General features: G+C 35.2%; 31 protein-coding genes and 3 tRNA genes. 17 read left to right on the top strand and 17 right to left on the bottom strand.

The annotated features are described in order from the left end of the window. Positions 1–141 precede the first annotated feature (141 nt). Both rpe and ABWU75_RS03250 read right to left on the bottom strand, forming a co-directional pair. Complete coding sequence (rpe, locus tag ABWU75_RS03255) at positions 142–822, bottom strand: ribulose-phosphate 3-epimerase (RefSeq protein WP_353286599.1); 681 nt, start codon at positions 820–822, stop codon at positions 142–144. A gap of 117 nt (positions 823–939) precedes the next feature. Next, positions 940–1,368 (bottom strand): zinc-ribbon domain-containing protein, encoded by a 429-nt coding sequence (locus ABWU75_RS03250; RefSeq protein WP_264731275.1) that lies wholly within the window; start codon positions 1,366–1,368, stop codon positions 940–942. Positions 1,369–1,441: 73 nt separating this feature from the next. Here ABWU75_RS03250 and dapD point away from each other — a divergent pair, with 73 nt between their 5' ends. Then, positions 1,442–2,272, top strand: a complete 831-nt coding sequence (gene dapD, locus ABWU75_RS03245) for a 2,3,4,5-tetrahydropyridine-2,6-dicarboxylate N-succinyltransferase (RefSeq protein WP_264731273.1) — start codon at positions 1,442–1,444, stop codon at positions 2,270–2,272. 6 nt (positions 2,273–2,278) lie between these two features. On the opposite strand, the gene ABWU75_RS03240 is transcribed toward dapD, so the two are convergent. Then, positions 2,279–2,563, bottom strand: a complete 285-nt coding sequence (locus ABWU75_RS03240; protein ID WP_007549418.1) for a DUF2610 domain-containing protein — start codon at positions 2,561–2,563, stop codon at positions 2,279–2,281. After that, positions 2,564–2,935 carry a hypothetical protein gene (locus ABWU75_RS03235; protein WP_353273101.1) on the bottom strand — a complete coding sequence of 124 codons (372 nt, stop codon included), beginning with the start codon at positions 2,933–2,935 and terminating at the stop codon, positions 2,564–2,566. Between the two features lie 101 nt (positions 2,936–3,036). On the opposite strand from ABWU75_RS03235, the gene ABWU75_RS03230 reads away from it, so the two are divergent. After that, complete coding sequence (locus tag ABWU75_RS03230; RefSeq protein ID WP_353286598.1) at positions 3,037–4,092, top strand: class I SAM-dependent methyltransferase; 1,056 nt, start codon at positions 3,037–3,039, stop codon at positions 4,090–4,092. A 108-nt stretch (positions 4,093–4,200) separates the two neighbouring features. Here ABWU75_RS03230 and ABWU75_RS03225 read toward each other — a convergent pair. The 4 genes from ABWU75_RS03225 to ABWU75_RS03210 form a co-directional block, all read right to left on the bottom strand. After that, positions 4,201–4,287: transfer RNA gene (locus ABWU75_RS03225), tRNA-Ser, on the bottom strand. A gap of 31 nt (positions 4,288–4,318) precedes the next feature. Then, positions 4,319–5,125 carry a DUF2163 domain-containing protein gene (locus ABWU75_RS03220; RefSeq protein ID WP_353286597.1) on the bottom strand — a complete coding sequence of 269 codons (807 nt, stop codon included), beginning with the start codon at positions 5,123–5,125 and terminating at the stop codon, positions 4,319–4,321. Positions 5,126–5,298: 173 nt separating this feature from the next. After that, positions 5,299–5,589, bottom strand: a complete 291-nt coding sequence (locus ABWU75_RS03215; protein ID WP_253309591.1) for a GIY-YIG nuclease family protein — start codon at positions 5,587–5,589, stop codon at positions 5,299–5,301. A gap of 127 nt (positions 5,590–5,716) precedes the next feature. Next, the gene (locus ABWU75_RS03210) at positions 5,717–7,729 is read right to left on the bottom strand and encodes a porin (protein ID WP_353286596.1); all 2,013 of its coding nucleotides are present in this window, start codon (positions 7,727–7,729) and stop codon (positions 5,717–5,719) included. Positions 7,730–8,066: 337 nt separating this feature from the next. Between ABWU75_RS03210 and ABWU75_RS03205 the strand changes: the two genes are divergently transcribed. Next, on the top strand, positions 8,067–9,389 hold the full coding sequence (locus ABWU75_RS03205) for a lipase family protein (RefSeq protein ID WP_353286595.1): 1,323 nt from the start codon (positions 8,067–8,069) through the stop codon (positions 9,387–9,389). A gap of 53 nt (positions 9,390–9,442) precedes the next feature. Here the strand turns inward: ABWU75_RS03205 and ABWU75_RS03200 are convergent, their stop codons facing one another. From ABWU75_RS03200 to ABWU75_RS03185, 4 genes are all read right to left on the bottom strand, one after another. Further along, a complete protein-coding gene (locus ABWU75_RS03200; protein ID WP_406719025.1) occupies positions 9,443–10,252 on the bottom strand; it encodes a 3'-5' exonuclease in 810 nt (269 codons plus the stop codon). Then, positions 10,245–11,129: a GTPase Era gene (gene era, locus ABWU75_RS03195; protein WP_353286594.1), complete on the bottom strand. Its 885-nt coding sequence runs from the start codon at positions 11,127–11,129 to the stop codon at positions 10,245–10,247. Before era ends, ABWU75_RS03200 begins: the two co-directional genes overlap by 8 nt. A 291-nt stretch (positions 11,130–11,420) precedes the next feature. Further along, a complete protein-coding gene (locus ABWU75_RS03190) occupies positions 11,421–11,561 on the bottom strand; it encodes a hypothetical protein (protein ID WP_264736007.1) in 141 nt (46 codons plus the stop codon). 324 nt (positions 11,562–11,885) lie between these two features. Further along, positions 11,886–11,958: transfer RNA gene (locus tag ABWU75_RS03185), tRNA-Gly, on the bottom strand. Between the two features lie 180 nt (positions 11,959–12,138). Between ABWU75_RS03185 and ABWU75_RS03180 the strand changes: the two genes are divergently transcribed. From ABWU75_RS03180 to ABWU75_RS03140, 9 genes are all read left to right on the top strand, one after another. Continuing rightward, complete coding sequence (locus tag ABWU75_RS03180) at positions 12,139–12,759, top strand: ribonuclease D (RefSeq protein ID WP_264731256.1); 621 nt, start codon at positions 12,139–12,141, stop codon at positions 12,757–12,759. Positions 12,760–12,884: 125 nt separating this feature from the next. Next, positions 12,885–13,208, top strand: a complete 324-nt coding sequence (gene trxA / locus ABWU75_RS03175; protein WP_253309585.1) for a thioredoxin — start codon at positions 12,885–12,887, stop codon at positions 13,206–13,208. Positions 13,209–13,250: 42 nt separating this feature from the next. Further along, a tRNA-Ile gene (locus ABWU75_RS03170) sits at positions 13,251–13,327 on the top strand. 78 nt (positions 13,328–13,405) lie between these two features. After that, positions 13,406–14,035, top strand: coding sequence for a CADD family putative folate metabolism protein (locus ABWU75_RS03165; RefSeq protein ID WP_410541774.1), 630 nt, complete (start codon positions 13,406–13,408; stop codon positions 14,033–14,035). 62 nt (positions 14,036–14,097) lie between these two features. Next, complete coding sequence (locus ABWU75_RS03160) at positions 14,098–14,493, top strand: dihydroneopterin aldolase (RefSeq protein WP_264731255.1); 396 nt, start codon at positions 14,098–14,100, stop codon at positions 14,491–14,493. Further along, positions 14,493–15,773 (top strand): dihydropteroate synthase, encoded by a 1,281-nt coding sequence (folP, locus tag ABWU75_RS03155; protein WP_353286593.1) that lies wholly within the window; start codon positions 14,493–14,495, stop codon positions 15,771–15,773. Before ABWU75_RS03160 ends, folP begins: the two co-directional genes overlap by 1 nt. After that, a complete protein-coding gene (locus ABWU75_RS03150) occupies positions 15,770–16,282 on the top strand; it encodes a dihydrofolate reductase (RefSeq protein ID WP_264731251.1) in 513 nt (170 codons plus the stop codon). Before folP ends, ABWU75_RS03150 begins: the two co-directional genes overlap by 4 nt. A gap of 76 nt (positions 16,283–16,358) precedes the next feature. After that, positions 16,359–17,129 (top strand): putative folate metabolism gamma-glutamate ligase, encoded by a 771-nt coding sequence (locus ABWU75_RS03145; protein ID WP_353286592.1) that lies wholly within the window; start codon positions 16,359–16,361, stop codon positions 17,127–17,129. A 144-nt stretch (positions 17,130–17,273) separates the two neighbouring features. Continuing rightward, entirely contained in the window at positions 17,274–18,296 is a 1,023-nt protein-coding gene (locus tag ABWU75_RS03140; protein WP_353286589.1) for an IS110 family transposase, read from the top strand. Between the two features lie 189 nt (positions 18,297–18,485). On the opposite strand, the gene ABWU75_RS03135 is transcribed toward ABWU75_RS03140, so the two are convergent. The 3 genes from ABWU75_RS03135 to ABWU75_RS03125 form a co-directional block, all read right to left on the bottom strand. Further along, on the bottom strand, positions 18,486–18,623 hold the full coding sequence (locus ABWU75_RS03135) for a hypothetical protein (RefSeq protein WP_353286591.1): 138 nt from the start codon (positions 18,621–18,623) through the stop codon (positions 18,486–18,488). A 76-nt stretch (positions 18,624–18,699) separates the two neighbouring features. Then, on the bottom strand, positions 18,700–19,455 hold the full coding sequence (locus tag ABWU75_RS03130) for an SDR family oxidoreductase (RefSeq protein ID WP_264687976.1): 756 nt from the start codon (positions 19,453–19,455) through the stop codon (positions 18,700–18,702). After that, a complete protein-coding gene (locus ABWU75_RS03125) occupies positions 19,442–20,257 on the bottom strand; it encodes a YihY/virulence factor BrkB family protein (RefSeq protein WP_253309333.1) in 816 nt (271 codons plus the stop codon). The genes ABWU75_RS03130 and ABWU75_RS03125 overlap by 14 nt, the downstream gene beginning before the upstream one ends. Positions 20,258–20,392: 135 nt before the next feature. Between ABWU75_RS03125 and ABWU75_RS03120 the strand changes: the two genes are divergently transcribed. Both ABWU75_RS03120 and ABWU75_RS03115 read left to right on the top strand, forming a co-directional pair. Continuing rightward, positions 20,393–20,743 carry a TrbC/VirB2 family protein gene (locus tag ABWU75_RS03120; RefSeq protein WP_353286590.1) on the top strand — a complete coding sequence of 117 codons (351 nt, stop codon included), beginning with the start codon at positions 20,393–20,395 and terminating at the stop codon, positions 20,741–20,743. A gap of 536 nt (positions 20,744–21,279) precedes the next feature. Beyond that, positions 21,280–22,302 carry an IS110 family transposase gene (locus ABWU75_RS03115; RefSeq protein WP_353286589.1) on the top strand — a complete coding sequence of 341 codons (1,023 nt, stop codon included), beginning with the start codon at positions 21,280–21,282 and terminating at the stop codon, positions 22,300–22,302. A gap of 399 nt (positions 22,303–22,701) precedes the next feature. On the opposite strand, the gene trmB is transcribed toward ABWU75_RS03115, so the two are convergent. Continuing rightward, the gene (gene trmB / locus ABWU75_RS03110; RefSeq protein ID WP_353286588.1) at positions 22,702–23,367 is read right to left on the bottom strand and encodes a tRNA (guanosine(46)-N7)-methyltransferase TrmB; all 666 of its coding nucleotides are present in this window, start codon (positions 23,365–23,367) and stop codon (positions 22,702–22,704) included. 147 nt (positions 23,368–23,514) lie between these two features. Here trmB and ABWU75_RS03105 point away from each other — a divergent pair, with 147 nt between their 5' ends. From ABWU75_RS03105 to ABWU75_RS03095, 3 genes are all read left to right on the top strand, one after another. Further along, a complete protein-coding gene (locus tag ABWU75_RS03105) occupies positions 23,515–25,167 on the top strand; it encodes a 30S ribosomal protein S1 (protein ID WP_353286587.1) in 1,653 nt (550 codons plus the stop codon). Between the two features lie 29 nt (positions 25,168–25,196). Beyond that, on the top strand, positions 25,197–25,475 hold the full coding sequence (locus ABWU75_RS03100) for an HU family DNA-binding protein (protein ID WP_010963035.1): 279 nt from the start codon (positions 25,197–25,199) through the stop codon (positions 25,473–25,475). Between the two features lie 72 nt (positions 25,476–25,547). Continuing rightward, on the top strand, positions 25,548–25,874 hold the full coding sequence (locus ABWU75_RS03095) for a cell division protein ZapA (protein ID WP_353286586.1): 327 nt from the start codon (positions 25,548–25,550) through the stop codon (positions 25,872–25,874). On the opposite strand, the gene ABWU75_RS03090 is transcribed toward ABWU75_RS03095, so the two are convergent. Then, positions 25,849–26,127, bottom strand: a complete 279-nt coding sequence (locus ABWU75_RS03090) for a succinate dehydrogenase assembly factor 2 (RefSeq protein WP_182158663.1) — start codon at positions 26,125–26,127, stop codon at positions 25,849–25,851. The genes ABWU75_RS03095 and ABWU75_RS03090 overlap by 26 nt on opposite strands. Positions 26,128–26,141 lie beyond the last annotated feature (14 nt).

Raw genomic sequence — 26,141 nt, 5'->3', positions numbered from 1 at the left:
TTTTCAAATTGGTAGATAATAGAAATAATTTGTGTTAACTAGCTAAAGATCTTAGGTTTGCCAACATTCCGCTACGTGTTAGCGGCTGAGATACCGCGAATGAATCGCGGTATGACGTAGGGCTGCACTAGCTATATAGGATTACCACGATGGATTTTTAAGATCATTTACGGCCTTCTTAATATCTTCAGCCTTGAATATCGCCGATCCCGCAACTAAAATATCAGCACCTGCTTTTATTATATCAGTTGCGTTAGAAAAGTTAATTCCACCATCTACTGAAATTTGTGTTTTAAGATTACGCTCCTGTATTATTTTTTTTATAGTAGATATCTTGTTCAACTGTGAATGAATAAATTCCTGCCCTCCAAAGCCAGGGTTGACTGTCATAATCAGCACAATATCTAGCTCATGTATTATGTATTCAAGCACACTTGGGGAAGTTGAAGGAACAATTGAGACTCCAGCTTGAATCGTTTTTTTTGCGTCGTTTACATTTTTGTATGACTTTACCTTTCTTATCAACCTCTCAAGGTGTATCTCTGCTTCTGCATGTACAGTGATAATATCAGCACCAGCATTTATAAAGCTTTCAATGTGGTTACCAGGAGATTTGACCATTAAATGCACATCAAAAGGAAGATTGCTATATTTACGTATTGCAGAGACAACGCTAGGACCAATTGTAATATTTGGAACGAAATTCCCATCCATAACGTCTATGTGTATGTAATCTACACCTAAATCGCTAATTTTTCTTACTTCTTCTCCTAATTTTGCAAAGTCTGCTGAAAGTATAGAAGGTGCAATTTTAATACTCATGAGCTGTTTTTTACTAAAAAATAACTTATTTTTAAGACTCTGTCACCCTAATACTATTTGCATCATCTGAGTAGCTATAGGAACTGGATACCGATATCGGCGATGGTTTATGCCTATTTAACTAGATCTTAAATTAGATAAAAAAAGGTAGTCTTGATAAAACTTATTTACAACAAGTTTTTTTACATTTGGATTTTCTGTTTGTTCTTTTTTGTACCCTAATTTATAGCTTATTGAATCCTTATATGAACTGATCGTTTTGTATGCTTTGTTCATCTCTCTAGGAAAGATGCCATTAGCAATTACGACGCATAACCCTGTAGCTGTTGCAAAAGCTAGAGTGGTAAATGCTAGATTTTGTAAAAAATTCCTTCCACTAATTTTTTTTTCCTGTATATTAGCAGAGTGCGATTTGTTTGACGCTTCTTCTAGATGTTCATGCCATATATGATTGCAGTTCGTACACTTTACCTTTCTTCCAAATGCACCAATTTGCTCAGAAGATACTAAGTAAGTTTTAGTACAACTATTACATTGTATTTTCATAGCACTTACATATAAAGTGGTAACAAGCTCAAATGATACAGAGCTATAAATTTAATATTAATATATATAACAAATGGAAGGTTTGCAACTAAAAAAAACACAAAGTGAGATAGAAAATATTTGGAAAAATAGAGAAAAATTTAATGACTATAACCTAAAGGAAACAGCAAGAATAGCAATTAAAGAGGTAATTGAGCTCCTTGATAGTGGCAAAATTAGAGTAGCAGAAAAGCTATCAAGTGGAGAATGGGTAGTACATAAGTGGATAAAGCAGGCAATATTATTACATTTTCTCACTGAAGAAAACAAAATAATAGACAATACCAATTGCTGGTTTGACAAGATCGGTAACAAATTTAGTGAATGGAATGAGGAGAAATTTCGCCAGTTAAAAATTAGAGCAGTTCCTGGGTGTTTTGTCCGCCGATCTGCTTATATAGGTACAAATGTTGTTCTAATGCCAAGTTTTATCAACGTTGGTGCATATGTTGATTCAGGAACAATGATAGATACCTGGTCAACGATTGGTAGCTGTGCGCAAATAGGAAAAAACTGCCATATTTCCGGTGGAGTGGGAATAGGTGGAGTCCTTGAGCCTATTCAAGCTTCACCTGTCATTATAGAAGATAATTGCTTTATTGGAGCACGTAGCGAGGTAGCCGAGGGTGTGGTAGTGAGAGAAGGATCAGTCCTTGGCATGGGTGTGTTTATTGGAGCATCAACAAAGATTATTGATAGAGAAACTAGCGAGGTATTTTATGGCGAAGTGCCACCTTATTCTGTAGTGGTACCAGGGTCTATTCCATCTAAAAATAACATTTCAACCTATTGTGCAGTTATAGTAAAAAAAGTGGATGAAAAGACGAGATCGAAAACCTCTATAAATGAAATATTGAGGGATTAAACTATCTCACTGCTTGTCGTCACTTTTTTTATCATTATTACTAACCACAGTAATGGCATACGCACATAACTCTGAGAAAGAGACTCCATTTTCTTGAGATAGTTTATATAATTTTTGTAGACTTTCTTTTACTTTATTAGGGATATTCCCTCCACGTTCTTTTACAAGCCAGGAATCTTGATGATGAATTGGATGAGCATCACTTTTTGGATTTCCTATATATATTGCAAAAGGTGAACTTTGTCCTTTGAAGTCACATTGTACAGTAAATTTTTTTATAGATTCAGCCATCTAAAGACCTCTACTTTTCTTTTTGGTCGATTTTATAGCAGGTGGAAGAGGTGGTTTCTTTATAAAATCTTGTCTATTGACAACACTTTCTTTACCTTCCAAAGCTCGGCGAACATCAGCTCTGCTTAATTGCGACTCTTTTGCTACCTTCATTCCATGCTTTGCCATAATATTAGCATATGCTAGTACTTTTTTTACCAATTCTAGATCACCATCTAGCATTTGAACTAGCACTTGAAACACTTCCGCTAAAGTTAGTCCATCAGCATTTATAACCTTGTTTTCTATAAAATTGACAGCTTCTTCAAATTTGTATTCAATACTATCATCTTGAGGTATAAGGGCAACATAATCGGTGTTTTTGTCGTCCATAACTGAAGCACTATTACTCACAAACTTAAGTTTATACTATATATATAAATACTCTACTATTTTATATTATGGCACGCTATAGTTAAACATTTATTAATAACATGCTCACTTATATACACGAATTAATTGACAAAAGTCAAGGATCAATATCCATCAGTGATTTCATGAATGCCGTTTTGTACCATGAAAAATACGGCTATTATACGAGTAGATTACCACTTGGTAAGGATGGTGATTTTACTACTGCACCTGAGATCAGCCAATTATTTGGTGAAGTAATTGCAGTTTGGATAATGCATACATGGGAAAAATTAGGAAAGCCATCAAAATTTTCTCTAGTTGAACTTGGACCAGGCAAAGGAACACTCATTCACGATATAATAAGAGTCACTAAAAAATACAGCAGCTTTTTTAATTCAATGTTAATCCACTTAGTTGAAATAAGCCCTACTTTACGGAAGATACAAAAGGAAAAATTAAAAGGCTTAGATGTTAATTGGCACAAAAATATTGACAACCTACCAGAACAACCAACCATTTTTTTAGCAAATGAGTTCTTTGACGCTCTTCCGATAGATCAGTTTGTATATCGTGATGAGGGGTGGTATGAAAATATGGTGACAAAACAAGATGATGGCAGTCTCTTGGTGTCATGCCAGTGCGTGACACTGGAATCCAGAAAAAAAGAATCATGGATTCCAGTGTCAGCTACTTGCATGACAGGGGGTTTCGATGGTGCAGTGGTGGAAATATGTTCAACTGGGGTTGAAATATTAAAAAAACTTGAGAAGAAGATATATAATCATAAAGGAGCTGCTTTGATTATAGATTACGGTTATGTATACCCCGCATATAAGAGCACTTTGCAATCGATAAAACAACATAAGTATGCTAATTTTCTTGAGAATGTTGGTAATAGTGATATTACTGCACTTGTGAACTTTCAAGCATTAAAAGATTCATTAAAACACGTAGATTGCGAGATTTTAACTCAAAGAGAATTTTTATATCTTTTTGGCATAAAAGAAAGAACCCAGGCTTTAATGAAAAGTGCAAGTGATGAACAAAAGAATAGGATCTTTAGTGAATTCTTAAGGTTGACTGAAAGTATGGGCACTCTTTTTAAAGCAATGCTATTGATAGCATTGCTAAAATAATTTATGTTGTTGGGAATGTTGTAACAAAATTAGGTATATTGGTACATACCTAAGTGGGGTAAAAGGAGGCTGACATAGCGGGTTTTATACTATTCTAGAAGTAATATGCGGAAAAGGGGGGATTCGAACCCCCGACATATTTTCATATGTGCACGCTTTCCAAGCGTGTGCTTTAGACCACTCAGCCACCTTTCCATGCATATTCATAATATTGAAAATTGTGCTGCTAAACAATATAAAAACCTGATATATAGGGTTCACCACGAAAATTTACAGTATTGTTAAACTTGCTTCTGCAAGTTGGAAATGTTTTATCGCAACCTGCGAGTATTGAATATTTATCTCCAGCAAAAATTTGGTATGAAGGCGAAGTAAACAATGTAACTACTTTATTTTTATATTCTTTTACTATACCTTCAAATGCTGTTGAGCCAAAGAATTTCACTACTCCGTGCTTATAATATTCATCACTCTCAGTTAAATTCGTGTCTTCAAATCTTCTTTCGTCTATTACTTTAGTGATTGTACTTATTTTACTAAATTTTTTAGTATCGGCTTTGCATTTATCATCGCAAAATTGTGCTCTGCATGCAGGAGAGTATAATTCTGCTATGCTTCTCTCAAGCTTTGCTGAGAGCCCTCTAATTTCAACAATAAATCTTCCACTACTTAATGTCACTTTACCAAAAGTTCCTGAATGTAGATTCATTGTTCCCTGGGTCAAGTCTTTATAATTCACAAGAAATATTTCAATATTTGCAAAGTCGTACTTTCCTGATAAAACATCTTCTTCTTTAATATCACCACTATTTAATATCCCTTCAATTTCTAGATTATCAGTTTTTAAATCGCTGTTTAATATTATACTACTGGCTGTAAATCCACTTGAAGATTTATAGAGTATATTATTAATATTTAAATCTTCATCATAGTCAGTGAATCCCATTACTTCTCCACCTGCGAGCTTTAATTTCCAGCACGTAGCGGTGGTAAGTAATTCTCCAGCTAAATGATTTTTTAGTGTGGTTTGCATAGGGGCCTCCTGTTTAATTGATTGAATTTGAAAGTAGCTATACGGCTAGTAGATAAGCCAGTGTGTTCTTTTCCCGTCATCTGAGTAGCTATAGAGTGTCATTCCAGTAACCATAGGGTGTCATCCCAGTAACCATAGGGTGTCATCCCAGTGCGTGACACTGGGATCTAATTTTACCTGACTATGTTATCATATAAATCTACCCAATTTGGATTTTCTTTTTCGATCAAATCAGTCTTCCATTTTCTTTTCCAACTTTTTAACAGTCTTTCTCTATTAAGAGCTGAATTTATATCTTGAAATTCTTCAAAATGAACTAATTTATGTACATTGTATTTTGATGTAAAGCCAGAAATAACTTTACTCTTATGTTCCCAGATTCGTTTAATCAGATTTGATGTTATACCTGTATATAAAGTTCGATTATTCTTGCTTGCAAGTATGTAAACGTAATAATTTTGCATATAACTTAGATCCCAGTGTCATGCACTGGGATGACAGGAGAGAGGACACTATATGTTTATTTGATTGACAAATAAACACTAACAAATAAGATACACACCACATTAAATTGTGGTGTGTACTAGCTGGTTAGAAAGAAAACTTCACACCAGTAAGAAGGAGAATTCCTTGGTTAGAAGGTGCCTCTTCTGTGGTACTACCTGCTTTTGTAATCTTATGATTTGCGTTTTGTTTCTCGTTAGTCATAAAATAATGGAGAGCTGCGTAAGGAACAAATTTGCTCTTACTGCATGCAGGAGATAGATCATATTGAACGCCAAGTGCGCCATCGTGAAGCATATCTCCATCATTCATTCTGCTACCAAAGTATGTTAAACTTGTGTAGATATTCTCATATTGATAGCCAGCTCCTACAGTCCAATACATGGTGTCCATACTATCTTCACCAAATTGAGCTTTCAGCCCTTCCATTCTTTTGTTAGCATCAGGAAGCAGTTCATATTTTTCAATTTTATTATTAGCATCTTTTGTCAGTATTTCAATACCTTTTGGTTGACCAGATTTGCCCAGATATGCAAAAGAGGCAGCAAATTTTATGCCTTGATCCTCATTAATCTTATAATCAGCGCTTACACCCAAATTAACACCCATAAGGTCATTGTACTCTACAAATTCCTTATAAAGATGCTTATCTTTACTTGGTTTTTTCGCTTGACCATACTCACCAGCTGCAGAAGTTTTAACTTTCACCTTATATTTATCAAAGTCATATTCATATGATGCACCAGCACTTATTATGTGCTCATAGTCTGGACCGACATGTTTTATCTCTTCCTTATGTTTTATTTTATCATTATCTGTACTATCCTTGAAAGGAACTGTTTCTTTTACAGTAAACAAGCTACTATCATAACGAGGTGAGTAGCTGATACCAAATCTTGCGCCCATATAATTTGGTGAGTAGTAAGCAACTCTAAATGGCAGTGTAGTCATAACATCTTTGTTGTATTTCCCTGCCATGCGGAAAGAGAATTTTTCACTTTCACTCGAAAAACTTTCAGTGTAAAGACGTGGTGTTACATAAAATGGAAAGCTCGCAGCGCTTCCTTCTAAGTTCACTTTTCTGAACCAGTCACTATCTGCAGCTCCGTCAACAGTTGCAATTCTTGTTGCATCAAGTCTCATCAGAGCCTCAGGACCAAATTGATAACCAAGCTTTAGATCACCATGTTTTGAATTTAAAAATACATGTGCACTCCTGCTCCTTGCAGCGTAAACACCCTGTGAAGCCCCTTTGCCTTCTGTAACTGGGACGTGAAATTGCACGTCAGCACCATAAAGAAGACCTAAATCTTCATTTTTATTTTCTGCTCTGAGGTGTAATATCGCATCAGCAGTCATACCCATATCGTTGCTGTAATCACCAATATTTCCTATTCCACTAGGGAATACGGGATTTGCTCCTTGTATCTTATCCTGAGGGGCAGTATAATACTCTATAGATCTGTTTGGCATAACGTTGTAACGTTTATACTCTTCACCACTTGGCCCTGCTTTGCCATAGCTTTGAGCATCAACAACACCACCAAAAGTTATTCTTAAGCCATCTTTTCCTTGGTTGGTGTCGATAATATCAACTCCACCAACTGAAACAACAGGACTTGCCTTACCTTTTTCCTCTGTATTTTTGTTAACAACTTTTACATCCTTCTTTACATCTTTAGCTTTAATTTTAGCATTCTTAGTTTTAGAAGCCTTAGTTTTTGAAACTTTACCTTTTTCTATATTAGAATTCTTAGCATTTAGAGCTTTCGCTTTTGAGTCCTCTATAAGCTTTGCTTTTTTCTCATTTGCTAGCCTGATCTCCTCTTTTTTCTTCTGCTCGGCTGCTAATCTTAGCTCCTCTTTTTTCTTAAGCTCTTCAGCTTTTTTTCTTGGATCAGCATTACATATTCTGTCCATCTTTTCTTTCAGTTTTTTATTTGATGTTTTCATAACTTCTGTTTTTCCAGAAGTTTTTGTGCTCTCTTGCTTTTTTATTTCCTTCATACTCTCATCAGGAAAGTCAGCTGCAAAACTGCTGAAAGAACATAAAGTTAATAAAGAAACTAGAGCAGTTCTAGTATAAATAGATTTTTTCATGAAGTGCCCCCAAAAAATTTCGAAATCATTGTCTTAAATGTAAATATATAAAAATGTTGAAAATTCAACTTAAAGCAATCTTATAGCGAAAACAAAAGTAAAGTGCAACACCTTAAAAACAACTTTTTTAATATGCCTAACGTTTATATTAACCAAAATTTAGCACAAAGGTTAATATTTTTTGCTTGCTGGTGCATTATAACTCTACTATTTATTCTATGGAAGTAAAATTTTTTTATTCTAGCAATAGAAAGATTATAGAAAATACTATTGACAATAATATCAATCTACATTATAGTTAAATAAATTGTTTAGCTGATAGTAGATTGAGGTAGTTATGGATTTTAGTTTTTTACGCAATTGGTTTACCACAAATACTAGTGTAGGTGATGTAAGCTCAAAGTTAGACAATGCTGAACAATCAAACTCTTCTTTAATAGGGGACAACATAGAAAAAGACGATGCATTTGAGATTATTGAAGATTACGAATTTATAAACCCTCGCGACCCAAATGAACCACATTCTTTACCTTCTGCTTACCAGATAGATGAAAGTATCGCAGAAATTGCAGGGTTTGATAAGGAGAAATTATTGGAAATGAGTAATTTCTGTAAAATAAGCTATGGTGATAGTGACGATAAGTTAGATGAAAAAAAACATCATATATTAACTTGTAAAAATGTAAGTGAGGAAGATTTTATAGCTATTGAAGCAGATGGGAGAATGCACAAAGAAACTAATCCTTCTGAGGATATTATTTTTGAATTTAAAAAAATGTATAAAACTAGAGCTGAACTTTTTAGCGAAGGTTATAAAATCATTCCATTTGGTAATAGTTTCGAAGAAGATGCTGGGTATGTTTTCATAAAAGGTGAAGAAATAACAATAGCTTACCACGGTACTCGTGGCTTAAATGATGCAATCACTGATCTAAATGCATCTTTTACTACTTCAGAACTTTTACCTGACGGTGGAAGAATTCATCGTGGTTTTTATAATTCATTTACAGATTCATGGCCTAATCTTTATGGCATTTTGAAATCTCATGCTGAAAAACAAGGATCAGAAATCAAAGATTTTAAAATCAATCTCACAGGTCACAGTATGGGAGGAGCTATTGCTAAGATAGCTGCTTTATGCCTCAACAAAACAGAAGGCGCTGAAGATGTTCATGTTGCAACTTTTGCTGATCCAAGGGTTTTTGACCTGACTGCCAGTGAAATTTATAATGACGCTCTTCAGGAAAAAACCATAAGGGTCACTCACCATCAGCGAGATCCAGTGCCAGCATTGTGCCCTGGTTCGTTTGGTTATGCTCACGTAGGTGCACAATTAAGAGTATCGACACCAGAAAGATATTCTAGTCTAGTAAGTTATTTGCATGGAATAGATGGTTATCATGAGGCCGTTTATAGGGTGGATGAAAGTGATTTTCGATCAAATAATAACGTATCTCTCTTTTACTATCCTGTTAGGATATTAAATCGAATTAACTCTGCAGTTTTAGGTAATGCTCAATATTACGCTGCCAATGCAGTAAATTATATTTTTGGTGGGTCAAATTTTTTCGAAGAAGTAAAAAATAAAAATTCTTCTCAGATTGAACAAGCAGAAGTTGAGCAGATAGCACATGAAAGTTTCCCAGCAATAGGTGGATAGCTACTATTATGGAGCAATTATTAGATTGCTCCATAACATCTATTCATTTAAATTCAATATAAAAATTTCCACCACAACCATTCCTCTTTAAATTTTTTTAGATGTTCTTTTTTTTCGCACTCTAAAAGCAGCTCTTCCACGCTTTTGTTGTAGCTTTCAGTAGTAATCCTTCCCTGATGATGCATGAACCTCAAGTAAATCAAATAAGTGTTAATCACATCTGTTTCACAATAATCTCGAATCTCTTGTATCTTGCCGCTATCGTATAAGCCCATAACTTGTGACCCATCAACTCCAATCTTACCAGGAAGATTAAACGCTGCACAAACTTCGTTCATTTTTACTCTTGCAGAGGCTCCAAAATCAGAGAGGGTTTCAAGTAAGTCACAATGCCAATCACTACTATATCTCTGATTGTAACTATTCCACTTATCACCAGCTTTATGAAAGTATTCTGCTTGAATGCCATGGACCATAGCACGATACTTCAGTACTGGTATATCAAAAGTGCGTCCGTTGAACGAAACTAATCTTGGCTTTTTCTCTGATATGTAGTTAAAAAATCCTTTCACTAGCTCCTTTTCACTGGAATTTAGTGTGCCTCCAGATCTTATTTCTTGCAGTGTGAACACCTCGTAACCGCTCTGGTGGCTTATATTGCAAAGTAAAAAACTGATAACTACAATTTGGTGGAAGGGCTGACGCAGAAAAGAGTTTTGCCCGTTTGTTATTTCCAAGTGGTATTTTGTTAATGCATCCCTTTTCTCTTCCACACTGCTATTGTCATCAATATCCAGCAAATTCTTGCAGGAATTTATGTCCGGTATAGTTTCAATATCAAATACTAACAAAGAATTAAGCATTGCCTATATACTCCTCAGGACGGTCGATCCAAGGTCGCACTTTCACAAATAAAAAGAGGTGTACCTTGCACTCAAATAATTTTTCTAGTTCAGCACGTGCTTCGATATTAATTTTTTTAATATTACTGCCATCTTTCCCTAGCACTATTTTTTTATGACTATCTTTCAACACGAATACAATCTGTTTGATGACTAAACTCTTATCTTTTTTTTCCTCAAATTGTTCAGTTATAACAGCTGTAGAGTATGGCAATTCTTCACGCAAGTTCAAGAATAATTTTTCTCTTGTAATTTCTGCTGATAAAAAATTTGTCGAGGAATCGGTTATTTGATCTTCTTCATAAAACCAAGGGCTCACCGGTGCAACTTCAGACAAGTAATTCATCAAATCAGAAAGTCCATCATTCTTTAATGCTGATATCGTAAAAACTTTTTCAAATTTATAAAGCAAATTCAGATGCTCATGCGCCATCTTGAGTTCTGGCCTTTTTACCAAATCAGTTTTATTGATAACCAAAATGCATCTGCCTTTTGTGCGCTGCAGCCGCGTAAATATAGTCTTAATTCTTTCTATATTTTTCAAATAATTGCTTACATCAACAAGTAACAAAGTGATGTCATCACCCTTGATTGCTGACCATGCAGATTTGACTAAAGCTTTTTCAAGTTTTGTTTCTGCTGAGAAAATTCCTGGGGAGTCAGTAAAGACAATTTGTGTGTTGTTGCATGTTGCAATACCCCTTATTTGCGTCCTTGTTGTTTGCACTTTGGGTGTAACAATTGCAATTTTCTTGCCTATGATGCTGTTAATCAATGTAGACTTCCCAGCATTTGGTAAGCCAGCTATGGTTACAAATAAGCACTTTTGTTCTTTCACAAAGGAAATTATAAAGAAAACTGGATGCCAGTGTCAAGCACTGGAATGACAAGTTCTCGGCAACCCCTACGTCATACCGTCACGGTATCTCTAGATCCCGCTAACACGTAGCGGAATGACGAATTACTTAACCGTCATACCGCCGCGAACCGTCATACCGTCACGGTATCTCATCCGCTAACAAGCAGCGGGATGACAGCAATCCTACGTCATACCGCCGCGGTATCTCTTAGCATAGATCCCGCTAACACGTAGCGGGATGACGATTGTCAGGGTGTCATCCCAGCGCCCCTATGATGTCATCCCAGTGCCCAGACACTGGGATCTAGTTTTCCATAAATGGTGCATTTTAACATAACTTTTATACTTGATAAAATTCCTGGATTCCAGCATCAAGTGCTGGAATGACACCTCTCTTTGAGCTATAAACATTAAGAAATTTACCAAACGAAAAAAAAGGCAAAAGAAGCCCCGAGTAGCGAGTTTTGACTCTATATTACTGTAAGTGGCGCTGTAATAATGTGCTAACGCTTAAAATAAGCGCGATTTGGCTGAATGTAGAAAAAATAAAAAAGACATGCAGCCGCTATAATTTTATGTAATCCGCCAATAAATACCCTGAGTTTTTTACTGAATTTTGTCATTGAGCCTGCAGGTCAAAAACAAGTTTTGAGTCATAAATACCCTTATTGTCATAATAAGGGCGCTGGCGAAATATGTCAAGGGATTTTTGACGAAATGATTTTGAAAGTAAAGAGCGGGAGAAGGGGTTCGAACCCTCGACCTCAACCTTGGCAAGGTTGCGCTCTACCAACTGAGCTACTCCCGCAATTAAATTAACCTAAATTTACTTAATTATAGGCATATACAGCGATTTGTAAACCCCGTGTACACGAAAAATGTGAGAGCCCATAAATTTGCGTGGTTCCTTCTATGATCTTTTCGTATACTTAAGGCTCATTTTTGATTATCATAGGTTTTCAATTGTGCCAAAAAATGTATTAATTTTATGGGAATATTTTTATATAAAGACGACTTGCCAGCTAGTTCAATACCAGATGATATAAGGTCTATAGCTGTTGATACCGAGGCAATGGGGCTACTTCATAGCAGAGATAGATTATGCCTTGTGCAGCTCTCTTTTAATGATGGCAACGTTCACTTAGTTCAACTCAAGAACGATTACACAGCGCCAAATTTGAGAAAAATATTAGAGGATAAAAATATAACTAAAATATTTCACTTCGCGCGATTTGATCTGAGCATAATACATTATTACTTGGAAACTTGGGCACTTCCGTGCTATTGCACAAAAATAGCTTCACGGTTAGTTCGCACTTACACAGATAATCATAGCTTAAAAGAACTGTGCTTAGAACTACTTGATACCAAATTAAATAAGCAACAGCAATCTTCTGATTGGGGAAATGAAAATTTGACAGACAAACAAAAAAATTATGCTGCATCTGATGTTTTGTATCTCCATAAGATAAAGGAAAAGCTAGATTTAATGTTGGAACGTGAAAATAGAAAAGAATTGGCCCAAAAGTGCTTTGAATTTCTTCCTACTCGCATTGAGTTAGACTTAATGGGTTGGGAAAACGTGGATATCTTTAATCATCAGATATAACCATTTGTGAGAAGTTTTTTGTTTGTGCAAGACACTTTAGGGCAATTTTTCAGAAGAATTTAGTTGATTAACTGTTGATTGATGCGCTATATTTTACAAGCAATCGTTCTAAGTTTAGGTATTTTATGAGTGATGACATTATATCAGTAAATGATCAAAATTTCAAATCTGAAGTCACTGACTATAAAGGGTTTGTTCTGATAGACTTTTGGGCAGAATGGTGTGGGCCATGTAAAAGTCTAATGCCGCGTATTGAACAGTTGGCTAAAGACAGAAAAGGCAAGATTAAGATCTGCAAGTTCGACATAGATGAAGGGACTGAAGTGCCAAGTAAGTATGGAGTACAATCTATACCCACTTTAATCATATTTCAAGATGGTAAGGAAATTGCACGCAAAATTGGTGCAACAAATGATTTGCTAAGTTGGGTTGATAGTGAAATAAGCTAATAGACAAATTTGCTTTTGTGTGTATTATAAATATTGATAAAAGGGATTGTAGCTCAGTCGGTTAGAGCAGTTCGCTCATAACGAATTGGTCGTAGGTTCGAGTCCTACCAATCCCACCATTGTGTTGATCTTAGCATGATCGTAACAATGAGAAAACTATAGTATATGAATTATATGTTGATATAATAGAGGAAATAATGGAATTTACTAAATCTTTGAATAATAAGTTAGATGAGTTGCACTTACTAAATCATCCATTCTACCAATCATGGAATATAGGAAGCTTAAGCTTGCAAGCTTTACAAACCTATGCTAAAGAATATTATCACCACGTTGCTGCGTTTCCTCGTTATATCAGTGGTATACATTTTTTGTGCCCAGATCTAAAAATGCGACAGGTTTTGCTTGGTAATTTGATAGAAGAAGAACAAGGTGATGAAAATCACCCAGAGTTATGGAAACGTTTTGCTGAAGGGCTTGGTGTAACACGGTCTGATCTCCATAAGGATGCACAGATTAAAGAGACACAGGAGTTAGTTGATGGTTACTTTGATATTGTACGATCAGACTTTGCTTCCGGTTTGGGTGCACTTTATGCTTATGAACGTCAAACTCCAGAGGTTTCTAAGTCTAAAATTGAAGGTTTAAAAAAACACTATTCAATAAGTGATGAGCGTTCTCTTCAATTTTTTACGGTTCATATGCATGCTGATGAATGGCATTCTGAGGAATGTGCAAATCTTATTGCAGACTTAAGCGAAGAAGAGCAAGAGAAAGCCATGCAAGGCGCTAAAAAAGGAGCAAAACTCTTGTGGGGTTTTCCTTGACGGGATGATGAACGCTAGTGTGTGTCATTAATTGTAAGTAGATTAAACTCAGTGATATTAAAATGCAATGTAATCTTCTTATATCTGACCTGCGGCTTTGGGTTCATTTAGGATGTAGTGCAGAAGAGAAGTTTCATTCTCAATTAGTTAGTGTTAATATTGATTTTACCTTTAAATCCCCCCCTTTAGGACTTACAACTGACCGGCTTGAGGATACTATATGCTACTTGGAGGTAGTTCAGAGTATTCAATCTCTCGTTCAAAGCAAGCAATTCAATTTAATCGAGCACTTAACCCATGATATATACAGAGCCATTAATAATCTTTTGGTGCAAAAAAAACATATTATTTCTTCCATAAGAGTGACTGCTCACAAAGTTGCACCACCCGTTCCCGGTGTGCATGGAGGTGTTCTCTTTACTTATTGTAATACATTACAAGAACAGGAAGATAACTAATGATCTATATTTCTATTGGCTCAAATATAGGAAATCGCTTTTCCCATTTACAAAGGGCTGCTCAGTTACTAAAGGAACGCTATTTTAAAGATTTAAAGTCTTCGATCATTCTAGAAACTAAGGCCATTTTACCAAACGGTGCTCCACCTGAGTGGGATAAGCCATTTCTCAACATGATTGTCTATGGAAGTTGTTCTTCTTCTCCCGAAGAGCTATTAAAAGGTCTAAAACAAATTGAGTGTGATATTGGCCGTTCGCAGGTCTATGAAAAGTGGGCACCTCGCGTTATTGATTTGGATATTTTGTTATGGGATGATCTAACGCTCGATACACCCTACCTTAGAATTCCTCACCCAGAATTGATAAACAGACCATTTTTGCTTCACTTGATGGCAATGCTGAGCCCCATGGCAGTAGTTAACAAAACGTTTGGTACTGTTAACCCTAACATTAAGGATTGCTTTTTAAGGAGTTTTACGCTTTCACCAGAGCTTGTAGGTATTGTCAATATTACTCCTGATTCATTTTCAGATGGTGGTCTTTATTATGATTCAGATCAAGCAACCAAGCAGGCACTGCGGCTGTTATCAGATGGTGCAAGCATAGTTGAACTTGGTGCTCAATCAACAAGACCTGGATCTTTAATGCAGATCCCAGAGGAAGAGTATGCACGTCTAAAGCCAGTACTTGATAATCTCAATCAGTATATGAAAGTTGGTGATATTAAAGTCAGCATTGATAGCTTCTGGCCAGACGTTATTTTAAATGTTTTGGAACACTACAACATTGCCTGGGTAAACAATCAGAAGGAAGCTCTAGATAATAATACCTTAAAAGCAATTGCTAGTAATGGTTGCAGCATCGTTATTATGCATTCACTTTCAATACCACCACATAGAGACAACATTATTCCAGACGACACTGACCCAATTGATATCATAAATAATTGGGCAGAGAAGAGCATTAGCAGGTTACTTACCCTAGGTTTTGATCAAAGCTCGATAATTATTGATCCTGGTATTGGTTTTGGAAAATCTCTATATCAGAATATCTGGCTTTTACGCAATATAGAAGCATTGCGAAGTTTTGGCTGCAAAGTTCTGGTTGGTCATTCTAGAAAGTCATTTATTTCTTCTTTTTCTACAGAACCTGTCTTTAACCTAGATTTAGAAACAATTGCTTTATCATCTGCATTGCACAACAAGGTTGATTTCCTTCGAGTGCATAATGTGCGTGATCACATGCGATTTTTTGTAGCTCAAGCTGCTTTACAGGAATGAAGATTATCGGAATTATGGCTGTTGATCCCAAGGGGGTGATTGGAATAAATAATGGATTGCCCTGGCATTATCCAAGTGAGTTAGATCATTTTCGTCAGGTGACTGACAAACAAGTTATTGTTATGGGAAGAAAAACATTTGAAACAATACCACAAAACATATTAAAGCCTATTGTTTTTTCTCGTAACAAATTAAGTCCTTGTTTTAATAAAGGCATAGAATGCACTATTGTTTCTTCTATGCAAGAGTTCTTGTCAATCCAAGGTAATTGGAGTTACCCTCAAATCTTCATGATTGGTGGAGCACAAATAGCGCACCTTTTTTTGGAGTATGATCTAATTTCAGAGTTTATCATAACAGAAATTCACAGACTTTATAAAGGTGATGTATATTTCAACTTAACACTTCTTGATGGATGGTATAAAACCGCTCTTGCTAAAACAAAAGATTATACTATATGTAGGTTAACACGTGATAAAGATGGAAGAAAAAATTGTGAAGCTCATTAAGTCTCTTAATTGTAAATTATGCCAACTGAAACAACAGGCAAGAGGGCTTTTATGAGAAACTTTTTGATGTAATAGTATGTATGTTAAAGCAATTTATACCCACCGCATTGAATGTGGAGAAGTATTAGAGCAGGTTCTTGATCGCTATGTTTCAAAGTTGCTAAGAGAGGAAGTTGTTCTTGCTATCACATCAAAAATCATTTCCGTTTGTCAAAAACAAGTGGTTTGCAAAACTGCTTGTTCTAAAGAAGAGCTAATCAAAAGAGAAGCTGATGCAATTGTTGATATGGCTCACAGTATCTGTTTAACGATTAAAGATAATATCTTAATTCCATCTGCTGGTATTGATGAATCAAATGGTAATGAGGTGTATATTCTATATCCAAAAGATGTTCAGAAAACAGCTCTATCAATATGGAACTATCTCAAGACAAAACACTGCATAAAACATCTTGGTATTTTGATTACAGATAGTAATGTAACACCTATGCGTCGTGGGGTTACGGGCGTTGCTCTTGGTTGGTGTGGATTTGAACCACTTTATTCCTATATAGGCAAGCCAGATCTTTATAATCAATCACTGCAAGTAACACAAGTCAATCTTCTTGATGCACTGGCAACATCTGCTGTTTTAGTTATGGGAAAAGGGGCAGAGCAAACACCAATGGCAATAATTAGTGGTGCACCAAAGGTTCACTTTCTTACTCGTCCGCCAACTACAAAAGAAGAAAAAAGTGTTAAGATATCTATGAAAAAAGATCTTTACTCTTGTATCTTGTCAAAAGCATCTAATGTTTTAAGCTTAAGCATTAGGTGGAGAAGGGAGGAACTCTGTGCTTCCTCTTAGATATAAAATCTGTAGAGGAGATAAGAATTCCCTTCTCAAAAGTATAGGCTGGACGGTATCGTAGAAAGACCTGAATGGTTCTAATTCTGTATTCACAAGACTAGCCTTACTTTTCATTTTTAATGGTAACGTATGGGGTTATATATGATCAACAACTTTTTGGGCATAGATATATCAAAAGATCGCTTTGATGTTTTTCTCTCATTTATAAGCAAAAAAGGAAAGCGTGAAACTAGAAAAAGAAGCTTTAAGAACGATGATCATGGGTTTCAAAGTCTACTGAATTTTCTACACAAACATAATGTAGAAAAAGTAAAAACCTGCATGGAATCTACTGGTTGTTATAGCGAAGCACTGGCTGAATTTCTACACAATGCTGGACATTTTGTAAGTGTTGTAAATCCTTATTGCATAAAATCTTATGCAAGGAGTAAGCTGATACGACAAAAGAATGATCAGACCGATGCAGAAGTTATTGCTGATTATTGCCAAAGACAGGAACCTTCTAGTTGGACACCACCTTCTCCTGAAATGAAAAAATTAAAACATCTTTATCGTTGCTCAGTTGCGTTAAAAGATGAGTTAACATTAGTAAATAACCACTTAGAAAAAAAAGAGAGACTGCCTAAAGAAGTTGCAAATGCTTGGGAAGACCTTGCAATGAATATAGCTCAAAAAATAGAAACAATAAAAAACTCCGTACGTGAACTATTAAATCAACACAAAGAATTGTTGGAAAATTTTCAACTTCTATTGACTATTCCAGGCATAGGAGAAGAATCAGCAATAGCTATTTTAGCTGAAGTTTCTGATATAGAGGTTTTTAGAGATGCCAGGCAATTGGCAGCATATACAGGAGTTATACCACGAAATATGACGTCAGGTTCCTCTGTATATGCCAAACCCAGATTAAGTAAATCCGGTTCACAAACATTACGTAAGGCACTTTTCTTTCCTGCCATAGTAGCTAAGAATCACAATCCTATCATTATGAGCTTTTGCCAAAGATTAAAGGAAAAGGGTAAGCATAATATGGCCATCGTTGGTGCTGCAATGCGTAAGCTACTCCATATCATTTTCGGTATTCTGACATCCAAAAGTGCTTTTGATCCTAACCATATCAAAAACTACAGGGCTAGGAGGTTGACTGAAGGTTTAGTACTTTAAAATCAAAAATGCTTCCTATCTATCTTATGTAAAGTGGTATCTTACACAAATTTATTGAATGTTGTTGGTTAGTGGATATGTTGATAAGTAAACTTCATCTGTTTTGTGCGTATAAAACTAATTTACTTATCAACATATCCACTAACTATAATCTGTGTACTGTTACACAATTGGAAGTATTTTTTGATTTTATGATGCAACTTGGGAAATTTTTATAATTTTTTTGTTGACTAACAAGACGGTATCTCCTGTCATCCCAGTGCCCAGACACTGGGATCCAGGAAACTTTGATTGTAAACTAATTTGGTAAGCATAAAAGTAAAACACAACGTTCTTGATTATGTTAAATTAAAAACTAGATCCCAGTGTCTGGGCACTGGGATGACATCCTTTCTAGTGTAATTTATTCGGGAGATTTGCTAAGCGGTAAGATTTTTCCTGATACGCTGCAATCGTTAGAAGCTAACTCCACAAATTTGTCTGTTAGTTTATCAGGTGACACCAATTCAGATCCAGGAAATGCCTGCTCACTACCCACAGGTCCTTTCGTGTATACAGCATTTACACATAATTTTGTATGTTTTGTCTCAGATGCATATATCTGCACCATTATTTCTAGTGCAACTTTACTTGCAGCATACGGCATCCAATATGGATAAGAGGAAGGAGAAAGTGTCACCTCTGAGGTCATGAATATCACTCTTCCAGCATTAGACTTCTTTAGCATTGGATCTAAGTTTTTTAGTAAGTACCAATTGGCAGTAAAATTTGTATTCATTACGTTCTGTAGCTCTTCAATCTCACAGTCGTGAATAGGGTTCAATTTGCCTAAAATTCCAGTACATGCAACTAATATATCAAGTGCTCCAGATTCTGATAATTTCAGGCTTTCTATCATGTTTGTCAGTATCTTTACATTCTCAAAGTCTAAAAGATCAAGCTGAATTAGTTTCACAGAGCCTTCTTTAAATTCTTCAAGCTCTTCAATTTCATTATATAGTGGCTTGAGATTATCAAGAGATCTTGAAATCAGAATTACACATGCACCTTCTTTTACAAATCTTTTTGCAACAGCAGAGCCTATTTCACCTGAAGCTCCGGTGATTAAAGCTACTTTACCTTCTAACTTACTCATTTCTTTCTCCTTAGCGAGATTCATTGAAATATTTTAGCTGAAAATTAAATTTTGCTCCATATATAAAAATCAAACTTAGCATATAAAAAAATAGTAATGACACTACCATACCACCTAAACTTCCATATATCAAATTCAGTTGATCAAAGGAAGCTTTTAAGTATTGCTTGAAAGCTGAAGCAGAAATTGTCCAAAGAATAACAGCCACACAAGATCCAGGAAAGACGTCTGATAAATTTTGTTTTATGTTTGGCAACATAAAATATAGCCAAGAGACTACTGTGAAAAGTACAAATTCAATGAGGAGATATTTAGTATAACTAATCCCCTGATAGGAAAAATCAATTAGCATTGGCACTAATGTAGAGAACACTATAGTTAGAGTTATAATAAGCGTGATCACTAAAAATTGTAGTATACTTAACAACCTTCTTAATATATAAGGTGGCGAAACCGGAACTTTATAAGCTTTGTTCAATATTGTTCTTAGCCCTTCAATTGTTGACGAGGCGGTCCAAACAGCGCCTACAATTGCTAAAGTTAGTAAGCTTTGCGGCGGGCCTGATATTATCTCTCTGATACGCGGCATCAAAGATGATAAAATATCCTGTGGCATGTTATCAATGATAAATACCCAGCCAATGTTATACTGGTCTAAGAAATTTGCGAATGTTGACGCCACAGCCATTAAAACGATGAGAAAAGGGAATATTGATAACAGGATTAAAAATGATAGATACCCTGCGTGCTCCACTCCATCATTATGAATTGTGTCAATCAAAGCACGATAAAGGCAATAAACGATGCTGTAAAATTTCTGTAGCACTGTAATATAAACGAACCAAGAAAAGTATTCTAAATGAAATAAAGGATACTTTTAAGCAAAAAATCCTCACCATTTACTTAAACTTAATCAATGTGATAGATAATCAAATATGAAACAGAAATTATAGGAGGCGTAATGAAAAATTTTCTTCTACTTGTAGCTTTAATTCTCTCCTTTGCATTTGATGCAAATGCTGATACTGGCAGCAGTGGTACTACTACTGCTACTACTTTTGTTGATAAAAATGATACAACATCATTAGTGATATGCAAGATAATAGGCTATACTCATGGCATAGGTGGACCAATGATCACAATAGTGATAATTGGTGCAGCGTTGCTTGCAATATTCGGCAGGATGCCGTGGCCAGCGCTTTTTGCACTCGGTGCATTTACTGCTGTGTTTTTTGGCGCTCCTGTAGTCGTTTCAAAAATAACACCAGGCGGTGTGATTTGTAAAAACGGTGCAGTAGAGGCTCATCCATAGAAATTATTGGAGGCACAAAACGTAGTTTTCTTTACTTGAAAGTGGTAAAACTTACCACTTTCAGTGTCTATGACTACCTAATAAATTCTCTTTCTGTAATCATATCAGTTAAAGTCTGGATTCCAGCGTCACGCGCTAGAATGACAAGGTTATCGTCATGCTGCCGCATACCGTCACGGTATCTCTAGATACCGGCTAACAAGCAGCGGGATGACGGTTGTCAGGGTAGCTGTCATCCCAGTGCCCCTTTTTTTGTCATCCGAGTAGCTGACACTGGTTCACTCTATAATAGTATCATCCGAGTAGCCCCTTCTTGTATCTTGTCAAAAGCATCTAATGTTTTAAGCTTAAGCATTAGGTGGAGAAGGGAGGAACTCTGTGCTTCCTCTTAGATATAAAATCTGTAGAGGAGATAAGAATTCCCTTCTCAAAAGTATAGGCTGGACGGTATCGTAGAAAGACCTGAATGGTTCTAATTCTGTATTCACAAGACTAGCCTTACTTTTCATTTTTAATGGTAACGTATGGGGTTATATATGATCAACAACTTTTTGGGCATAGATATATCAAAAGATCGCTTTGATGTTTTTCTCTCATTTATAAGCAAAAAAGGAAAGCGTGAAACTAGAAAAAGAAGCTTTAAGAACGATGATCATGGGTTTCAAAGTCTACTGAATTTTCTACACAAACATAATGTAGAAAAAGTAAAAACCTGCATGGAATCTACTGGTTGTTATAGCGAAGCACTGGCTGAATTTCTACACAATGCTGGACATTTTGTAAGTGTTGTAAATCCTTATTGCATAAAATCTTATGCAAGGAGTAAGCTGATACGACAAAAGAATGATCAGACCGATGCAGAAGTTATTGCTGATTATTGCCAAAGACAGGAACCTTCTAGTTGGACACCACCTTCTCCTGAAATGAAAAAATTAAAACATCTTTATCGTTGCTCAGTTGCGTTAAAAGATGAGTTAACATTAGTAAATAACCACTTAGAAAAAAAAGAGAGACTGCCTAAAGAAGTTGCAAATGCTTGGGAAGACCTTGCAATGAATATAGCTCAAAAAATAGAAACAATAAAAAACTCCGTACGTGAACTATTAAATCAACACAAAGAATTGTTGGAAAATTTTCAACTTCTATTGACTATTCCAGGCATAGGAGAAGAATCAGCAATAGCTATTTTAGCTGAAGTTTCTGATATAGAGGTTTTTAGAGATGCCAGGCAATTGGCAGCATATACAGGAGTTATACCACGAAATATGACGTCAGGTTCCTCTGTATATGCCAAACCCAGATTAAGTAAATCCGGTTCACAAACATTACGTAAGGCACTTTTCTTTCCTGCCATAGTAGCTAAGAATCACAATCCTATCATTATGAGCTTTTGCCAAAGATTAAAGGAAAAGGGTAAGCATAATATGGCCATCGTTGGTGCTGCAATGCGTAAGCTACTCCATATCATTTTCGGTATTCTGACATCCAAAAGTGCTTTTGATCCTAACCATATCAAAAACTACAGGGCTAGGAGGTTGACTGAAGGTTTAGTACTTTAAAATCAAAAATGCTTCCTATCTATCTTATGTAAAGTGGTATCTTACACAAATTTATTGAGTGTTGTTGGTTAGTGGATATGTTGATAAGTAAACTTCATCTGTTTTGTGCGTATAAAACTAATTTACTTATCAACATATCCACTAACTATAATCTGTGTACTGTTACACAATTGGAAGTATTTTTTGATTTTATGATGCAACTTGGGAAATTTTTATAATTTTTTTGTTGACTAACAAGACGGTATCTCCTCTCTTCATGGGAGCCCGTTGGTTAAAGAGAAACTTAAAAAATTTGCTATTTCTTCATAAGGAGAAATAGTTAAAGGAATTTACTCTATTTCTCCCTCTTTTTTTATTATTTTTAATCTATAGTTAACGTAAAAGAGATATGCAAAAACTCTATTGATCCATAGTCTGCAAATTATTAATAACACTTACTTTAAAGAACCTTACTTTACGCTGATCTTTGAGCGCTCTTTTGTGGTATTTTGTAAGAGTATAACTTGTGAAATCGTCTTCCCTATAGATTAAAGAGTTACACTGCTTTATATGTGATGCTATCCACTCTGCATAGTCCTGATGATCGGTTGCAATGAATATTTCCCCTGTTATAAGTATTTTTTTTGCTAATAAATTTAAAAATTCCGTATTAATTAATCGTCTTTTATTGTGACTTCTTTTTGGCCATGGATCTGGAAAGAGGATAAAGAATCTTTTAACACTGTTGTCAGGAAAATTTGCAATCAATTCTCTTGCATCTTCTGTCCATATTAAAATGTTTTTTATGTTTTGTATTTCTATGTTTGTTAGCAAGCGAGAAACCCCCTTTAAGTAGGTCTCACATCCTATAAATAATAGATCAGGTTCATTGAGCACCTGGTAAAGCATATTTTCACCGTTGCCAAAGCCTATTTCTACCCATATTCTTTTTCGTGAATTTACAATCTTCTCTATAGATTCCTTGCTGTTTTGAATAGAATATTTTTCCAATATTTCATCAACATCCGGTTTTAACCTGGACCTTCTGGAGAACGATCTAATCCACTTGCTATTCTTAAATAGCATATTCTTGATACATATATAATTTTCTCACTATATTTTATATAGCTTAAACAATTCTCGAAATGAATTAACGAAAAATTACTTGTCAATAATTATTAATATTATATAATATATGAGTTCTAATAAAGTTTAAATTAAAGGTCACATTGCATGAATAATAATGATCCAGCTGTAAATCTACCGGTTACTATCAGAAAGCTATCATCAAACAAGTTTATAGAAGAGATATGTCAAGGCCAATTTGAGGATCAAGATAATGCCTTGTTTGAAGATTCTTTTGTTAACAAAATTAAAGAAGGAGATGTGGTAGAAGGTGTAATTACAAGAATAAACCCTAACGACGTTGTGGTTGATATTGGTTTAAAGTCTGACGGGAGAATTCTGATCAAGGAACTCGGTTGTAATGATGAGATCATTATTGGCTCGAAAATTAGAGTTTATGTGGAAAGAATTGAAGATTATCATGGTAATGTTGTTCTTAGCCGTGAAAAAGCAATTAGAGACGAGAAATGGAATAAGTTGGAAGAAGATACAGTTACAAGAGCTGAAGTAAGCGGAGTTATTAAACGCTCAATTAAATGTGGTTTTATTGTTGATCTTGGTGACGGAATAAGCGCTTTTTTACCGCTGAGTCATGTGGATTTGAAGCAAGTAAAAGACGCGAAGCACCTTATTGAAACTGAACAAAAGTTCATCGTGCTTAAAATGGATAAGAAGCAAGGTAATATTGTAGTATCAAGAAAGCTGGTGTTAGAAAAATTGCACGCTGGTGAAAAAATTAAATTTTTAGAATCTTTAAATGAAGGCGATATAATAGAAGGAAAAATAAAAAGCATCACTCATTACGGTGTATTTGTCGGTATTCATGAATCAGATGTAGTGGGAGTTATAGATGGATTGCTACATATTACAGATATCTCTTGGAGTAGAGTGAGTCATCCATCTGCAGTTTTTGCTTGTGGCCAGACTATAAAAGTTAAAATTATAAAAATAGATAAGGAAAATGCTAAAATTTCCTTGGGTGTGAAGCAGCTAGAAGATAGCCCTTGGCAAGATGCAGAGTCAAAATATCCAGTTGATAGTGTGCATAAGGGTTATGTAACAAGCATAGAAGATTATGGATTGTTTGTTGAGCTTAGACCTGGAATTGAAGGTTTAGTGCACTCGTCAGAAATAACTTGGGTTAAGAGTAATTTACCAGTTAGTAGTCTCGTAACAAGGGGACAAGAAGTATATGTAAAAATTCTCAGTATTGACATTGCTAAGAGTAGGATGAGTTTAAGCATGAAAAGGTGTGTAGACAACCCTTGGCAAGTATTTATCAAGAAATATCCTCCTGGTTCTATTGTTTCTGGTGAAGTGAAGAATAATACCGGCTCATATGTATCTGTTGCTTTCAATGATTCTGAAATAGATGAGAACGTAGAAGGGACAATATATGTGAAAGATTTAAGTTGGTCTAAAAATAGCTCAGATGAGATAAAGAAGTATAATGTAGGTGATAAAATAGAAGCAAAAGTAATAAGGGCTAACGTGAATCGGGCAAGAATTTATCTTGGAATAAAACAAATAGAGTATGATCCTCTTGAAGAACTGATAAAGAAAGTTAAGGTAGGCGATAAAATACAGGTTATTGTAGGTAAGAGAGAAGATAATGGACTAGTCGTTGAAGTTGAGAACGATGTAACCCTTCTAATAGATCAAGAGCATTTACCGGAAAATAAAAAGTTCTCTATATCAGAAAAAATAGAAGTTGAAGTATTGGGTGTTGAAGAATATAACATAGTATTATCTGCTAAGTGATAAGGTTTACTTATTTTGGCTTCATATAAATGGCAACAAAGTCTGATATAATAGCGAGGGTAGCAAAAAGACATCCTTTTTTAGATAAGATTGTTATAGCAGCTATAGTTGATAGATTTTTTGGGATACTTTCAAGCACATTGAAGCATCATAATAGAGTTGAAATTAGGGGGTTTGGTTCTTTTTCAGTTAGAAGTTATAACTTGAAAGAAACAAGCCATTTAATGTTACAGAAGTTTACAAAGAATCAATACTTTAAAACATATTTTCGTAGCAGTAAAAAATTATCTGATTTGATAAATGAATAAAAATTTATACCATAAATAAGATGAAAGTAGGGGTTTGAGTTTATACTGTACGATAGAAATTTTTAGCACCATATGCAAGTAGTAGAAATAGTTATACGTAATAACACATACAAAATATCTTGCGAAAGTGAGAAAAAGAGCCATTTATTACGTCTTGCTAATAGTTTTGACAAGCTAGTTGGTTCTGTATCTCAAAAAACTGGAGGTAAGGGTTCGGATGCATTAAATTTCTTACTTGCAGCGCTAATTCTTGAGGATAAAATTTTAGAATTAACAAAGCGGTTGGATGAAGCAAATCAAGAGCGCGAAAAGTATAGAAACGAGAAAAGAATAGAATATATTGAGGTACTAGATAAGGTAAATAAGATTATCACTAATCTTGAGTGCATAAAGGATTAGCTTCAATAAAGCAAGCAATTAAATTGACTATCTGACTATTTAAGCCAGGAGGGAGGTTTGTCTTACGAGTTATGTAACAATATAATTCGTAATCATCAAGATCAACTATTTTTTCGTATTCGATTAGTTCGCTCAAGGAAAATTTATCAAGATATTTCAATGCGAAATGCCCTAAAAGTATATCGGTTTCTTTGCAACCCCTATGCCAGCTTCTATACATCAATTTTCTTCTGAGTAGTGAGGTATCTGTCATTACAATTAAACTTT

Origin of the sequence: Wolbachia endosymbiont (group A) of Anthophora plumipes, from assembly GCF_964028115.1 — a bacterium.
GTDB lineage: Bacteria > Pseudomonadota > Alphaproteobacteria > Rickettsiales > Anaplasmataceae > Wolbachia.
Note: the sequence above shows the minus strand (reverse complement) of the source record. Positions and strands in the feature narration are given on the sequence as shown.